Source organism: Nocardia sp. NPDC055165 (assembly GCF_053606985.1).
In genome coordinates this window covers 1-14,744 of record NZ_JBSGSS010000022.1, presented here as the reverse complement: position 1 = coordinate 14,744, position 14,744 = coordinate 1, and the positions used below count along the sequence as shown (strand labels likewise).

Here is a 14,744-nt window from a genome sequence, read left to right as displayed (position 1 = left end):
TCACCGGCCCGTCGTCCACCGTCCGGGTCGCGGCAACACGCCCGTAGGGCTCTCCACTAACGTGGGCCGGGTGAACTCAGTCCTGGCCTATATTCCGAGTCCGCCCCAGGGGGTCTGGCAACTCGGACCCTTCCCGCTGCGGGCATACGCACTGTTCATCATTCTCGGCATCGTCGTCGCCATCTGGTGGGGTGAACGCCGGTGGCGCGAGCGCGGTGGTCAGCCGGGCGCCGTGCTCGATGTCGCGATGTTCGCGGTGCCGTTCGGCCTGGTCGGCGGCCGGATCTATCACGTGGCCACCGACTGGCAGAAGTACTTCGGCGAGGGCAAGCATCCCGTCGAGGCGCTCTACATCTGGCAGGGTGGCCTCGGCATCTGGGGCGCGGTGTTCTTCGGCGCCATCGGTGCCTGGATCGGCTGCCGGATGTACAAGATCCCGCTGCCCGCGCTCGGCGACGCCGTCGCGCCCGCTGTGCTGCTCGCCCAGGCCATCGGCCGGCTCGGCAACTACTTCAACCAGGAGCTGTACGGGCGCGCCACCGAGCTCCCGTGGGGCCTGGAGATCTATGAACGGTTCGACCCGGAGACCGGCGCGCGGGACATGATGAACGGGGTGTCGACCGGGCGGGTGCTCGAGGTCGTGCAGCCGACGTTCCTGTACGAGCTCGTCTGGAACGTGCTGGTCGTCATCGGTCTGGTGCTGCTCGACAAGCGCTACAAGATCGGCCACGGACGACTGTTCGCGCTCTATGTCGCGGGCTACAGCTTCGGCCGGTTCTTCGTCGAGCTGCTGCGCAGCGACGAGGCCACCCATATCCTCGGCATCAGGATCAACTCGTTCACCTCCGCACTCGTCTTCCTCGGCGCCATGGCCTACTTCGCCTTGGCGACCAAGGGCCGCGAAACCCCGGCCCAGTTGCAGCCCGACGGTGAGCCGCGCCCCTGGCCGTGGCAGTTCTCCGCGCTGCGCGCCGCCGGTGCGGCCGACAACGCGGCGGCGACGACGGACTCCGAGACCGCGGCCGTCGACGTCACGAAGAAGGCGGATTCCGCTGAGGTGGACAAGGATTCGGCAGAAGCGGATGTCGTGTCCGAATCTGTCGGCGCCGCCGACGCGAAGGATGTCACCGACGCGAAGAAATCCTGATCCACGACAGTTTTCGTGGAATCGGCGGGCGTCCGGCAACATTGCGGACGCCCGCCGCGATATTCCACGGTATGGCGAGGGCAGCTCGGGGAAGCACCCGACAAGACAACGGTGGGCAGGACCGGCAACAATGACCCGTGATCGTCGCGGGCGCACCGCCGTTCGGCCGATCGCCACTGGCCGGGGGCCACGACGGGTACCCGCACGAATGATGGAGGACATGAGTGACCGACCCCTACAACCCCAATCCACAGTACGGCCCTGACCTGAGCAAGCAGCCCGACTCGGGTTCGCAGCCGCAGTACGGCCAGCCTGCCTACGGTCAGCCCTCTGATCCGTATGCCCAGCAGCCGCAGCAGCCCGGCTACGGTCAGCCGCAGTACGGTGCGCCGCAGCCGCAGTACGGTCAGCCTGCCGACCCGTACGCTCAGCAGCCGCAGCCGGGGTACGGCGCAGCGCCGTACGGGGCCATGCCGCAGGGCTACAACCCGAACGACCCGGAAGCCCCCTACGGCCGGGACATGTACGGCGTGCCGTTCTCGGACAAGCAGAAGCTGATGGCCGGTCTGCTGCAGATCTTCCTCGGCAGCTTCGGCGTCGGTCGCTTCTACCTCGGTTACACCGGTCTCGGCATCGCCCAGATCGCGGTGACCTGGCTGACCTGTGGTCTCGGCGCCATCTGGCCGCTGATCGACGGCATCATGATGCTCACCGGCAAGGTGCCCGACGCGCAGGGTCGCCCGCTGCGCGACTGATTCCTGCCCGCACGGGGATGAACGGGTGTTCTGCTACGGCGGGGCACCCGTTTCGTGTTTCCCCGCCGGTATTCCGATCACGGTGAGCGATACTCTGTGTCGGTCTGTGGCGGCGCCGTAGCGTCGCTTGGCCTGCGCGTGCCCCCTACGCGCAGCGGAGAAAGGGATGTCCGTGCGCAAATTCATTGCCGCCGCCGTACTCGCTGTGGTCGCCGCGACGGGCCTGTCGGCCTGCTCGTCCGCGTCCGACCCGAACGTGCTGAAGATCGGTACCGAGGGCACCTACGCGCCGTTCAGCTACCAGGAGGGCGGCACGCTCACCGGCTACGACGTCGAGGTCGCGCGCGCGGTCGGCGAGAAGCTCGGCAAGCAGGTGGAATTCGTGCAGACTCCCTGGGACTCGATCTTCGCCGGCCTCGAGTCCAAGCGCTTCGATCTGGTCGCCAACCAGGTCACCGTGAACCCCGAGCGCACGGCCAAGTACGCGCTGTCGCAGCCGTACACGACCTCCGAGGGCGTGATCGTCACCAAGTCCGACAACACCTCCATCACGTCGCTGGCGAGTCTGGCGGGCAAGACCACCGCGCAGTCGGCCACCAGCAACTGGAGCAAGGTCGCGTCGGGCGCGGGTGCGAAAGTCGAAGCGGTGGAAGGATTCGTGCAGGCGGTGCAGCTGCTGAAGGCCGGTCGGGTCGACGCCACCGTCAACGACACCCTCGCGGTCGGTGAGTACACCAAGAAGACCGGTGACACCGGCATCAAGATCGCCGCGCAGACCGGCGAGACCAGCAAGCAGGCCTTCGCCGCCCGCAAGGGCGACACCGCGCTCATCGCCGACGTCGACAAGGCGCTGGAGCAGTTGCGCGCCGACGGCACCCTGGCTCGTCTGTCGGAGAAGTACTTCGGCACCGACGTCAGCAAATAGCGGATGGATCCGGCTACCTGGGAGCTGATCCGGCACAACCTGGTACCGATGCTGAAGGCCGCGGTGACGGTGACGTTGCCGCTCACGGCCGTCAGCTTCGTCATCGGCCTGGCCATCGCGGTCGGTGTCGCGCTGGCGAGGATGTCGACGCGGCGGGTGCTCTCGGTGCCCGCCCGCTTCTACATCTCGATCATTCGCGGCACCCCGCTGCTGGTCCAGCTGTTCATCGTGTTCTACGCGCTGCCGCAATTCGGGATCGTCATCGATCCGTTCCCGGCGGCGGTGATCGCGTTCAGCCTCAACGTCGGCGGGTACGCCGCGGAGGTGGTGCGCTCGTCGATCATGAGCGTGGCACACGGGCAGTGGGAGGCGGCGGAATCGCTGGGCATGACCTATGTCAAGACGCTCTGGTACGTCGTGTTCCCGCAGGCCGCGCGGATCGCGGTGCCCCCGCTGTCGAACACGCTGATCTCCCTGGTCAAGGACACCTCCCTGGCCTCGACCATCCTGGTCACCGAATTGCTGCGCACCGCCCAGCTGGCCGCCGCGCCCACCTTCGACTTCTTCGCCCTCTACGGCGTCGCGGCGCTCTACTACTGGGTGATCTGCCTGATCCTCGGCTTCGGCCAGAGTCGTTTGGAAACAAGACTTTCCAGACACGTCGCCGTTCGGTGACCATTGATTTCGTGAACACATGGGTAACTCATCGGGAACGCTCGGCCCCTGTTCCCGCCGAAACCGCCGGTCCGGTCGCCAGGTGACCACGACCCTCCGACCGGCCAAATTCACGGAGAGGCGGATGAGCATTAGGCTGGGGGCCGTGATGCGACGGACGAAGATTGTGTGCACCCTGGGCCCGGCCACTGCTACCCAGGATCGTATTCGTGAGCTCGTCGAAAGCGGCATGGACGTGGCCCGGCTGAACTTCAGCCACGGCGACCACGCCGACCACGCCGACAACTACAAGATGGTCCGCGCGGCCTCGGACGAGACCGGTCGCGCGGTCGGCATCCTCGCCGACCTCCAGGGCCCCAAGATTCGCCTCGGCCGGTTCGCCGACGGCAAGACCGTGTGGGCCAACGGCGAGCAGGTGCGGATCACCGTCGACGAGGTCGACGGCACCCACGACCGCGTCTCGACCACCTACAAGGAGCTCGCGCAGGACGCCAAGGCCGGTGACCGGCTGCTGGTCGACGACGGCAAGGTCGGCCTCACGGTGGAATCGGTCGAGGGCAACGACGTCGTCTGCCGGGTCACCGAGGGCGGCCCGGTGAGCAACAACAAGGGCCTGTCGCTGCCCGGCATGAACGTGTCGGTGCCCGCCCTGTCCGAGAAGGACGTCGCCGACCTCGAATTCGCCCTGGAGCTGGGCGTCGACTTCATCGCGCTGTCGTTCGTGCGGTCGCCGTCCGACATCGAACTCGTGCACGACATCATGGACCGCGTCGGCCGCCGGGTGCCGGTGATCGCCAAGCTGGAGAAGCCCGAGGCGATCGACAACCTCGAGGCGATCGTGCTGGCCTTCGACGCGGTGATGGTCGCCCGTGGCGACCTCGGCGTCGAGCTGCCCCTGGAGCAGGTGCCGCTGGTGCAGAAGCGCGCGATCCAGATGGCGCGGGAGAACGCCAAGCCGGTCATCGTCGCCACCCAGATGCTCGAATCGATGATCGAGAACTCCCGGCCCACCCGCGCGGAAGCCTCCGACGTCGCCAACGCGGTGCTCGACGGCGCCGACGCGGTGATGCTGTCGGGGGAGACCTCGGTCGGGGCGTGGCCGATCGACGCGGTGCGTACCATGGCCCGCATCGTGACCGCGGTCGAGTCCGAGACGTCGCGGGTGCCACCCCTGACCCACGTGCCGCGCACCAAGCGCGGCGTGATCTCCTACGCCGCCCGTGACATCGGCGAGCGGCTCAACGCCAAGGCGCTCGTGGCGTTCACCCAGTCCGGTGACACCGTGCGTCGGCTGGCCCGCCTGCACACCCCGCTGCCGCTGCTGGCGTTCACCCCGATGCCGGAGGTCCGTAGTCAGCTCACGCTGACCTGGGGCACCGAAACGTTCATCGTGCCCATGGTGGACACCACCGACGCGATGATCCACCAGGTGGATCAGGCGCTATTGTCGCTGGAGCGTTATCGCAAGGGTGACCTGGTGGTCATCGTTGCCGGTTCCCCTCCGGGTACCGTCGGTTCCACCAACCTGATCCACGTGCACCGCATCGGCGAAGAGGACCACTAGTAGTGAGCATTTCGATCGGCATCGAGACCACACAGGGCGAGCCGACACCCGATCTGCGGGTGTTGCTCGACCTGCTCGACCTCGAGTCGATCGGCGAGGACACCTTCTTGGGCAACCACCCCGAGAAGGTGTGGAGCCGCACCTTCGGCGGGCAGCTGGTGTCGCAGGCGATCATCGCCGCCGGACGCACGGCGGGGGATCGGCCGCTGCACGCGATCAACGCGCATTTCGTGCGCGGCGGCGATGTGAAGAAGCCGATCGAATACCACGTGCAGCGCCACCGCGACGGCCGCGCGCTCGCCAACCGGACGGTGACCGCCAGCCAGGACGGCCAGGAGCTGTTCGTCATGCTGGCCGCGTTCCAGGACTGGGGCAAGGGCCTGGAGCACGCGCACGAGGGCCCGGATGTGCCGGATCCCGAAACCCTGCCCCGGGTGGAGGAGAGCTTCGTCGGCTTCGAGGACAAGCTGGAGATGTTCATCAAGGCGCCGCATCCGATCGACATGCGCTACACCAACGATCCGTCGTGGATCCTCAAGGGCACCGGCGAGAAGCTCAATCACAACCGGGTCTGGATGCGCACCGACGGCGCGTTGCCGGATGATCAACTGCTGCACGTGGCCGCGCTGGGCTACTCCTCCGACACCACCGTGCTCGATTCGATCATCACCACGCACGGTTTGTCGTGGGGGCTGGACCGGATTCTCGCGGCGACGGTGAACCACTCGATGTGGTTCCATCGCCCGTTCCGGTTCGACGACTGGGTGCTCTACGCCACGGAGTCGCCGGTCGCGGCCGGTTCGCGTGGTTTGGCGACGGGCCGGTTCTATTCGCGCACAGGCGAATTGATCGCCACGACCGTGCAGGAAGGCGTCATCCGGCACTTCCCGGCCCGCTGAGCGCCGCGGTGTGGCCCCGCTGAGGTCATCCGGCCGGAGAACTCAACGCAGTTCGTGGTCGAGTTCGGGTGCGACGACGTCGGTGCGCTGATGGGCGCGCAAGGTGAAGGGCACACCGTGCGCGTGATGCGGTGGGGCCGCTCCGTACACGGCCAGCGCCAGCCCACGCTCGAGGTCGGCGATGTCGGCGTCGGTGAGATCGGCCTGATCGCCGACCAGGCTCAGCGCGATCTCGTAGGTGCTCTCCGTGCTCGGCTCGAGGCCGGGATAGCTACCGCGCCACTGTGATTCGAGTTCGTGATGCACCGGGTCGCTCGCGTCGACGGGCATGGTGAACCGCCATGCGTAGACGTCACGCTCGTGCACGTGGTCGTCGAGAACCGTCCGGACACTGGCGACGATGCGGTCGAGGATCTCCGGCGTCACATACACATGGAGCGAAACATCCGAAATGCGTTTCGGCAAGTCTGTAGTCCCGTCGTGTGTCGAACCTGCAAGGGGTAACCACCCACGTCCGCGCCGAAGTCTAATCCCTGCGCGCCGTGGCGAACAGCCCTAGCTCAGCGTCTGCGTTGCGCGGCGAGAAAGGCCGACAGTGGGGCGCCGGGTCCACTGGGAGCTATCACCAGGCCGGGCCGATCGGTGTCGCCGGCCCGTTTCGTCTGCTCGTGGGGGGCGAGCGCGCCCAGCACGGGAAACAGCAATTCGGCGATTCGATCGCCGACCTCGAGGAACGCCGCGGGCGAGAGGCCGATCGGGTCGGCGATGTTCTCGCGGCCCACATAGGCCAGGTTGTTGCGCGCGTGGTGCAGTGCGGCAATGGATTTCGCACCGGTGACCTTGGCGATGCGATGGGCCTCGGCGAGGGTGAAGGTGCGCGGGGCGGTGCCGAAGGCCAGTTCGCCGACCTGGTCGCGTAAGGAATCGGTCATCGTCAGCACCAGATCGGCGCGATCGACCATCTCGGGCTTGAGCTTTCGGGCCTTGAAGCCGGCGGTGTCCCCGCCGAGGCCCTGGATGGTCTCGGCGGCCATCGGATCGGGCGGAAAGCCGACCAGGGCCCTGGTGCCCGCGCTCTCCGCGGTGAGGCCCGGTAGAGCGTGCTCCGTCGCGAACGCCCGGGTGAGCCGTTCGGCGATCACCGACCGGCAGACATTGGAGTTGCAGACGAAGAGCACGTGCATACCGACACCGTAATCGGGTCGATTGTCACGGAGTAGGCCGGAATTGTAACCATCACAAGCGCGGTACTACTTATTCACCTTTCGGTTGAACGCCGTACATCATTCACGATGCGCAAATCTGTTGTGTGTGACCGTGATACCCGCGAGATAGGGGGAAGAAACCTCGCGGTGATATGTGTCGGTTGTCACTCTTTTCGGTCATAATAATTCGATTCGGAAATGACCGGCGGCACGGCCGGTGGAGTGCCGTGCACGCGGCCCCTGGTGGAGAACATCGGCCCGCGCGCGGGGACGACCGGCGCGAACGCCGCCAGCCCCGTCGAGGTCGACATGTCGTCGTAGACCGCGTCGATGCCGCCACGGCGGAAGTAGGCCTCGTGCCAGAAGCCGGTGCCGCCGGAATCGCGCAGGAATTCGCCCCACCACTGCCGGTGCGGTTCCGATCGCGTCCAGCGCTCGAGCGAATCCAGATCGCGCCAGTACTGCCGGGCGCCCCAATGCGGTGGAAACATCGACCACACGATGTCCTCGTGCAGCAGCAAACCGTCGGGCCGGTCGGCATGTGAGCGATACAACTTCGGGCCGACGCCGAGCAGCCGCAGCATCCCGCGCGGGGTGCGGACACGCATGCCGAGCAGGATCATCACCAGGTCGGGGTAGGCATTCAGGTCGACCGTAGTTCTGTGCACGCGCATGATCGCAGCCCCTTCCAAGGTGCTCTTTCGAGGTACTACGGGGCAGGTGGACGTCCGGTTCGACCGGCGGTTCGCTTCCCGGCGCGCCGAGACGCTATAGTGACCGCGGTGCGCCGGGTTGGCGGAACTGGCAGACGCGACGGTCTCAAAAACCGTTGTCCGGAAGGACGTGTGGGTTCGAGTCCCACACTCGGCACCACGGCGGAAGCGCGGCGTACGTAGCCGCGCTCCGCGGGGGAGTATCCGGCGCAGGGTGTGCGCGATCTCATCGCAGGCGCATTCTCTGCGCGGAAGCAAAAGGTACTCTTTACATCGCCAGTCGTGGTGTGATCGACAGGCATCGGAATCCAGAGGGGTCGAACCTATGAGCACGAATGCAGCCGGCGCCACGCGTGAGGCCGCGGCCAAGCGGGTCGTCGTCGCCGAGGATGAGGCCTTGATCCGGATGGATCTCGTCGAGATGCTCAAGGAAGAGGGCTACGACGTCGTCGGCGAAGCGGGCGACGGACAGCAGGCTGTGGAGCTCGCCGAGGAACTGCGCCCCGATCTGGTCATCATGGACGTGAAGATGCCGCGCCGTGACGGTATCGACGCGGCCGCCGAGATCGCGTCGAAACGTGTTGCGCCCGTGGTGATCCTGACCGCGTTCAGTCAGCGCGATCTGGTGGAGCGTGCGCGGGACGCGGGCGCGATGGCCTATCTCGTGAAGCCGTTCACCAAATCCGACCTGGTCCCCGCGATCGAACTGGCGGCCAGTCGTTTTCACGAAATCACGGCGCTGGAAACCGAAGTCGCGAATCTCTCGGACCGTTTGGAGACGCGCAAACTGGTCGAGCGGGCCAAGGGTGTGCTCATGCAGACCCAGGGGCTCTCGGAGCCGCAGGCGTTCAAATGGATTCAGCGCACGGCGATGGATCGCCGCACGACGATGAAGGCGGTCGCCGAAGTCGTGCTGGAGAACCTCACCCCGCAGTGACGCGGTTCGGCTCTTACCGCCGCGTGGGCCGAAAGCAGAAAATGTTTACGTAAGCGAAACAATAATGTGAACTATTGCTGGACAACCGACCTCCGACATGATGCGAATGTGATGCGGATCTAACAAAGCGGCGATATGTTCTCTGCGGGCTGAACGTGGTCGGCCCCCTCGGTGAACCCGGGGAGCACAGGACATAGAGGTGAGACGTGCTCAGTTCGACATGGCGCAGTCGGTCGACGCGGGGAGTTCTGGTAATCGGAGCTGCCGCGTCGTTGGTGTTGTCCGGATGCAGTGACAAGTCGTCGGATGGCGGCGGTGGCGGCAACACCGATCTCTCCATCCAGTCGGTTGTTCAGCTCGATACCCAGGGTAAGGCCGTCGCGACGACCGACGCCGGTGCGGCCGCGGACCCCGCAGGCGACGGCAAGGCCAAGTGCGCGCCCCTGACCCTCGGCATGGCGGGCCCGCTGACCGGCGGCAATGCCGCCCTCGGCATCAACATCATCATGGGCGTGAAGCTGGCGCTCGACCAGCACAACAAGGCCAACCCGGACTGTCAGGTCTCGGTGAAGCAGTTCGACACCGAGGGCAAGCCGCAGATCGCCAGCCAGGTGGTTCCGACGATCGTCGCCGACCCGAACATCGTGGCCCTGGTCGGCCCGACCTTCTCGGGTGAGACCAAGGCGACCGGCCAGATCCTCAGCGAGGCGGGCATGCCCACGCTGACGGCGTCGGCCACCAACCCCACGCTCACCCAGAACGGCTGGAAGACCTTCTTCCGCGGCCTCGGCAACGACGACTCGCAGGGTCCGGCCGTGGCCAACTACCTGACCGGTGAGAAGGGCTTCAAGAAGATCTGCGTCGTGCAGGACAACACCGACTACGGTGCCGGCCTGGCGAAGGCCTTCATCACCGCCGCGGGTCCCGCGGCCGACGCCTCCTGCGGGACGAGCGTCAAGGAAGGTGACAAGGACTTCTCGGCAGCGGTCTCGAAGCTGTCCGCGGCCAAGCCCGACGCCATCTTCTACGCCGGTTACTACGCCGAGGCGGCACCGTTCGTGCAGCAGCTGCGTTCCGGTGGCGTGACCGCGGCCTTCGTTTCCGCCGACGGCACCAACGATCCCGAGTTCGTCCGGCAGGCCGGCTCCTCGTCCAAGGACGCGCTGCTGTCGTGCCCGTGCAGCCCCGCGCCGGAGAAGTTCTCCGCCGATTACAAGGCGCTCAACGGCCAGGCGCCCGGCGTCTACTCCGTCGAGGGCTACGACCTGACCACGATCCTGCTCAAGGGAATCGATGCCGGCAAGGTCACCCGCGCCGAGCTGGTCGACTACGTCCGTAACTACAACGGCACCGGCGTCGCCCGCCAGTACAAGTGGGGCGAGACCGGCGAGCTGGCCAACATCCAGATCTGGATGTACCAGGTCAAGTAGTTCAGATGATGTGTGCAGCGGTGCGCGTGGCAGTGATGCCACGCGCACCGCTCGCCTGACGCGAGAGTAACCATGACATCAGCGGCTTCGCTCGGTGTGACCCTGTTGGCCGAAGGGTCCATCGATTTCAACGTCTCCGGGGTGATCGACCAGTTCTGGCGATTGACCGTGGACGGCCTCACCTATGGCTCGATCTACGCCCTGGTCGCTGTCGGCTACACGCTGGTCTACGGCGTGCTCCGACTGATCAACTTCGCCCACTCCGAGATCTTCATGCTCGGCATGTTCGGCACCTACGTGGGACTGGAACTGCTCGGCTTCGCGCCCAGCGGCAACGTGTATTCCCAGGGTGTCCTGCTGACAGTGCTGTACCTGGGCTTGGCGATGCTGTTCGGCATGCTCGTCTCGGGCATCGCGGCGGTGGGGCTCGAACGAGTCGCCTACCGGCCGCTGCGCAGGCGCGGCGCGAAACCGCTGGCGTTCCTGATCACCGCGATCGGTATGTCGTTCGTGATCCAGGAATTCGTGCACTACATCCTGCCCAAGATCAAGCCGGGGCTCGGCGGCTCCAACGCCCAGACCGGTATCCGGCTCGTGGAGCCGAAGGTGCAGTTCAGCTTCCTCGGCGCGCAGGTCACCAATGTGGCGCTGGTGATCATCGCCGCGGCCGTCGTGCTCGCGATCACCACCGAAATCGTCATCAACAGAACCAAATTCGGCCGCGCCATCCGCGCGGTCGCCCAGGACCCCGACACCGCCACCCTGATGGGTGTCTCGCGTGAGCGGGTCATCGTGCTGACGTTCCTCATCGGCGGTCTGCTGGCAGGCGCGGCCGCGATGTTGTACACGCTCTACATCCCCACCGGCATCATCTTCTCCGGCGGTTTCATCCTCGGTATCAAGGCGTTCAGCGCCGCGGTGCTCGGTGGCATCGGCAACCTGCGCGGCGCGCTGCTCGGCGGGTTGATCCTCGGCATCGCCGAGCAGTACGGGCAGATCCTGTTCGGCACCGAATGGCGTGACGTGGTCGCGTTCGTGCTGCTGGTGACCGTGCTGATGTTCCGGCCGACCGGCATCCTCGGCGAGAGCCTGGGGAGGGCACGCGCATGACAGACCTGACGAAAACCCCGAAAGCGCCTGTCGCACCGCAGGATCGACGTGGCATCGGCGATGCGATCCGGGTCTGGTGGGACGGGCTCTCGCGTCCGGCCCAGTGGGCCGTTGGCGTGCCGATCATCGCCTTGCTGGCGCTGATGCCGCTGTTCCCGCCCCCGCTGCTCGACACTCCGGGCGTGAGCTTCGGCGGTGTGATGGCGCAGTTCGCCATGTACGCGCTGATCGCCATCGGCCTGAACGTGGTGGTCGGCCAGGCCGGTCTGCTCGACCTGGGTTATGTCGGCTTCTATGCCGTCGGCGCCTACACGGTCGGCCTGCTGACCAGTCCGAACAGTCCGTGGAACCAAACCGACGGCGGCTGGCTGCAACCCGGCTGGGCGTGGGTGGCCTGCCTGCCGATCGCGATCGCGCTGACCGCGCTCGCGGGCCTGATCCTCGGCGCGCCGACCCTGCGGCTGCGCGGTGACTACCTCGCGATCGTGACGCTGGGCTTCGGTGAGATCGTCCGGCTGATGGCCGACAACCTGGGCGACCTGACCAACGGCAGCCTCGGGCTGTCCAAGATCGCCTACCCCACGGTCGGCGAATCCGAGGCGCACCCCGGTGGTTTCTTCTCCCCGGGCAACCTCGGCGACACCAGCAGCTGGAATCCCTTCCAGCGGGCCAGCAACGGCACCTGGTGGTTCTGGCTCGGCATGGCCTTCGTGATCGTGGTGCTGTTGATCATCGGCAACCTCGAGCGCAGCCGGGTCGGGCGCTCCTGGGTCGCCATCCGCGAAGACGAGGACGCCGCCGAGATCATGGGCGTGCCGACCTTCAAGTTCAAGCTGTGGGCGTTCGTGATCGGCGCCTCGGTCGGCGGTCTGTCCGGCGCGATGTACGCCGGTCAGGTCACCTACGTCAACCCCAAACAGTTCGACATCATCTTGTCGATGTTGTTCCTGTGCGCGGTGGTGCTGGGTGGTTCGGGCAACAAGCTCGGCGTGATCGTCGGCGCGTTCCTCATCGCCTACCTGCCGATGCGGTTGCAGTCGGTGCAGCTGGTGTCCAGCGAGTCGACCGGTTACCTGCTGCTCGGCCTCGATGTCGCGCTGCTGATCGGGCTGTGGTTGCTGTGGCGGTGGAAGAAGGACGCGCTGGCCGCGTGGGTCCGGCGGACGGTGATCGGCGTGGCGATCGTTGCGGTGATCCTCGGCCTGCTGCTGTTCGGCAGTGTGTTGCTGTTCCGTCCGGGCGGCGCCCAGAACCTCGGTGACCTGAAGTACCTCTACTTCGGCATCGCGCTCGTGGTGATGATGATTCTGCGGCCACAGGGTCTGTTCCCGGTGCGGCAGAAACTGCTCGCCTACGGCAGACAGGTGTACCAGGCGGTCGTGCGCAAGCCGGCGGCCGAATCGATCGGAGCAGGGCGATGACGGGGCCGGGCGCGGGAGACGCGCTGTACGACAACGAAGACATGAAGGCCGGCTACCAGCCGCCGCCCGAGGTCGAGCCGACCGGCGAGGTCGACGTCACCGCGGTGCTGCCCGAGCTCGCCGATGCCGAGACCGTCGCCGAGGTGGTCGCGCCGCATCGCGAGATCGAGACCGCGGTGGGCGAGCCCCTGCTGCGTACCGACGGTCTGACCGTCAAGTTCGGCGGTCTGACCGCGTTGGACGGGGTCAGTTTCGAGATCCGCCGCGGCGAGATCCTCGGTCTGATCGGCCCCAACGGCGCGGGCAAGACCACCTGCTTCAACGCGATCACCGGCGTCTACAAGCCCGCGTCGGGCAGCGTGCACTTCGACGGTCGGCCGCTGGCCAAGACCAAGCGCAACGAGATCACCCGGATGGGTATCGCGCGCACGTTCCAGAACGTGCGGCTGTTCGGCGAGATGACGGCGCTGGAGAACGTGGTCGTCGGCACCGACGCGCGCCACACCACCTCGGTGCCCGGCGCGGTGTTCCGCACGCCGAAGTTCCGGCGCGAGGAGCGTGATGCCATCGAACGCGGCATGGCGCTGCTCGAGTTCGTGGGCATCGCGCCACGCGCGGTGGAGAAGGCCCGCAACCTGTCCTACGGCGATCAGCGCAGGCTCGAGATCGCGCGGGCTCTGGCCACCGAGCCCAAGCTGCTGTGTCTCGACGAGCCGGCTGCCGGATTCAATCCCAGCGAGAAATCGGCGCTGATGGACCTGATCCGCAAGATCCGCGACGACGGCTACACCGTGCTGCTCATCGAGCACGACATGCGCCTGGTGATGGGCGTGACCGACCGGATCGTGGTCCTGGAGTTCGGGCGCAAGATCGCCGACGGCCTGCCCACCCAGGTGCGTGAGGACCCGGCGGTGATCGCGGCCTACCTCGGCGTGCCCGACGCGGACACGATCGAGGAAGTGCGCGAGGGATCGGTCGCCGCCGCGGAGGAGGGGGCGACGCCGGTGGCGGACGCCGTGGTGGTGCGCTCGCGGGACGAGCCGGAGGCCGTGGTCGAGACCGAGGCGCCGCTGCTCGAGGTCCAGGACATGGTCGTGAACTACGGCCGGATCCAAGCGCTGCACGGCATTTCGCTGTCGGTCGCCCAGGGTGAACTGGTGACTCTGCTCGGCGCCAACGGCGCGGGCAAGACCACCACCATGCGGGCGATGTCGGGCCTGCTGCCGCTCACCTCGGGCCGAATCCTGTTCCAGGGCAAAGACATCACCACCATGAAAGCGCACGATCGGGTGGTCGAGGGTCTCATCCAGGCGCCGGAGGGCCGCGGTGTCTTCCCGGGCATGACGGTCGCGGAGAACCTCGACATGGGTTGCTATGGCAGGCCTTTCGAGAAGAAGACCGAGTACCAGCAGACTCTGGACTGGGTCTTCGAACTGTTCCCTCGCCTGGCCGAACGTCGCAAGCAGGTCGGCGGCACGATGTCGGGCGGCGAACAGCAGATGCTCGCGATCGGCCGCGCCCTCATGGCCCGGCCGAAGCTGCTGCTGCTCGACGAACCCTCGATGGGTCTGGCCCCCATGGTGATCCAGCAGATCTTCCGGATCATCAGCGAGATCAACCGCCAGGGCACCACGGTGCTGCTCGTGGAACAGAACGCCCAACAGGCCCTGACCCGCAGTGATCGCGCCTACATCCTGGAAACCGGCGAGGTCACCAAGTCCGGTCCGGGTGCGGGATTGCTCACCGACCCTGCGGTGATGTCGGCCTACCTGGGCGTCGACTAATTGCCGGCGGCGCGGGGACCCTCGACGATGCGGCGGGCAGTCGCGGGTGCGAGGGTCACCTGCGTTCGGTTGTCCCAGGCGGTTCGACGCTGTGTTTGTTGGAGCGCTGGCGCGCTCGAGTCGCGGCCCCTGGGGGCCGCCGGTTAGCCACCGGGGCTTGCTCCTTCGTCGCCTACGCC

Annotated in this window: 14 protein-coding genes, 1 tRNA gene and 1 pseudogene; 13 read left to right on the top strand and 3 right to left on the bottom strand. The window is 66.6% G+C overall.

Annotated features, from left to right (window positions below):
* Positions 1-70: 70 nt before the first annotated feature.
* From lgt to ACWFRF_RS31870, 6 genes are all read left to right on the top strand, one after another.
* The gene (lgt, locus tag ACWFRF_RS31895; protein ID WP_452453825.1) at positions 71-1,147 is read left to right on the top strand and encodes a prolipoprotein diacylglyceryl transferase; all 1,077 of its coding nucleotides are present in this window, start codon (positions 71-73) and stop codon (positions 1,145-1,147) included.
* Between the two features lie 224 nt (positions 1,148-1,371).
* A complete protein-coding gene (locus ACWFRF_RS31890) occupies positions 1,372-1,902 on the top strand; it encodes a TM2 domain-containing protein (protein WP_378995669.1) in 531 nt (176 codons plus the stop codon).
* 166 nt (positions 1,903-2,068) lie between these two features.
* Positions 2,069-2,827, top strand: coding sequence for an amino acid ABC transporter substrate-binding protein (locus tag ACWFRF_RS31885; RefSeq protein ID WP_452453823.1), 759 nt, complete (start codon positions 2,069-2,071; stop codon positions 2,825-2,827).
* A 3-nt stretch (positions 2,828-2,830) separates the two neighbouring features.
* The gene (locus ACWFRF_RS31880; protein WP_452453821.1) at positions 2,831-3,502 is read left to right on the top strand and encodes an amino acid ABC transporter permease; all 672 of its coding nucleotides are present in this window, start codon (positions 2,831-2,833) and stop codon (positions 3,500-3,502) included.
* Positions 3,503-3,647: 145 nt separating this feature from the next.
* A complete protein-coding gene (pyk, locus tag ACWFRF_RS31875; protein WP_378995802.1) occupies positions 3,648-5,066 on the top strand; it encodes a pyruvate kinase in 1,419 nt (472 codons plus the stop codon).
* A gap of 2 nt (positions 5,067-5,068) precedes the next feature.
* Positions 5,069-5,965, top strand: coding sequence for an acyl-CoA thioesterase (locus tag ACWFRF_RS31870; protein ID WP_378995663.1), 897 nt, complete (start codon positions 5,069-5,071; stop codon positions 5,963-5,965).
* Between the two features lie 42 nt (positions 5,966-6,007).
* Here ACWFRF_RS31870 and ACWFRF_RS31865 read toward each other — a convergent pair whose 3' ends face one another.
* From ACWFRF_RS31865 to ACWFRF_RS31855, 3 genes are all read right to left on the bottom strand, one after another.
* Positions 6,008-6,391 carry a hypothetical protein gene (locus ACWFRF_RS31865; RefSeq protein WP_379316948.1) on the bottom strand — a complete coding sequence of 128 codons (384 nt, stop codon included), beginning with the start codon at positions 6,389-6,391 and terminating at the stop codon, positions 6,008-6,010.
* 134 nt (positions 6,392-6,525) lie between these two features.
* The gene (locus ACWFRF_RS31860) at positions 6,526-7,149 is read right to left on the bottom strand and encodes an arsenate reductase/protein-tyrosine-phosphatase family protein (protein WP_378995659.1); all 624 of its coding nucleotides are present in this window, start codon (positions 7,147-7,149) and stop codon (positions 6,526-6,528) included.
* A gap of 185 nt (positions 7,150-7,334) precedes the next feature.
* Positions 7,335-7,844 (bottom strand): monooxygenase family protein, encoded by a 510-nt coding sequence (locus ACWFRF_RS31855; protein WP_378995656.1) that lies wholly within the window; start codon positions 7,842-7,844, stop codon positions 7,335-7,337.
* Between the two features lie 112 nt (positions 7,845-7,956).
* Between ACWFRF_RS31855 and ACWFRF_RS31850 the strand changes: the two genes are divergently transcribed.
* The 7 genes and pseudogenes from ACWFRF_RS31850 (at position 7,957) to ACWFRF_RS31820 (ending at position 14,565) form a co-directional block, all read left to right on the top strand.
* Positions 7,957-8,043 (top strand) — tRNA-Leu (locus tag ACWFRF_RS31850).
* Positions 8,044-8,208: 165 nt separating this feature from the next.
* Entirely contained in the window at positions 8,209-8,820 is a 612-nt protein-coding gene (locus ACWFRF_RS31845) for an ANTAR domain-containing response regulator (RefSeq protein WP_056824610.1), read from the top strand.
* Positions 8,821-9,092: 272 nt separating this feature from the next.
* Complete coding sequence (locus ACWFRF_RS31840; protein ID WP_379318575.1) at positions 9,093-10,250, top strand: branched-chain amino acid ABC transporter substrate-binding protein; 1,158 nt, start codon at positions 9,093-9,095, stop codon at positions 10,248-10,250.
* Positions 10,251-10,322: 72 nt separating this feature from the next.
* Positions 10,323-11,360, top strand: a complete 1,038-nt coding sequence (locus ACWFRF_RS31835; protein WP_378995651.1) for a branched-chain amino acid ABC transporter permease — start codon at positions 10,323-10,325, stop codon at positions 11,358-11,360.
* Complete coding sequence (locus tag ACWFRF_RS31830; protein WP_452453817.1) at positions 11,357-12,781, top strand: branched-chain amino acid ABC transporter permease; 1,425 nt, start codon at positions 11,357-11,359, stop codon at positions 12,779-12,781. The genes ACWFRF_RS31835 and ACWFRF_RS31830 overlap by 4 nt, the downstream gene beginning before the upstream one ends.
* Before the next feature lie 41 nt (positions 12,782-12,822).
* A pseudogene (locus ACWFRF_RS31825) lies at positions 12,823-13,728 on the top strand (ABC transporter ATP-binding protein); the annotation flags it as partial.
* 141 nt (positions 13,729-13,869) lie between these two features.
* A complete protein-coding gene (locus ACWFRF_RS31820) occupies positions 13,870-14,565 on the top strand; it encodes an ABC transporter ATP-binding protein (RefSeq protein ID WP_378995800.1) in 696 nt (231 codons plus the stop codon).
* Positions 14,566-14,744: the final 179 nt, after the last annotated feature.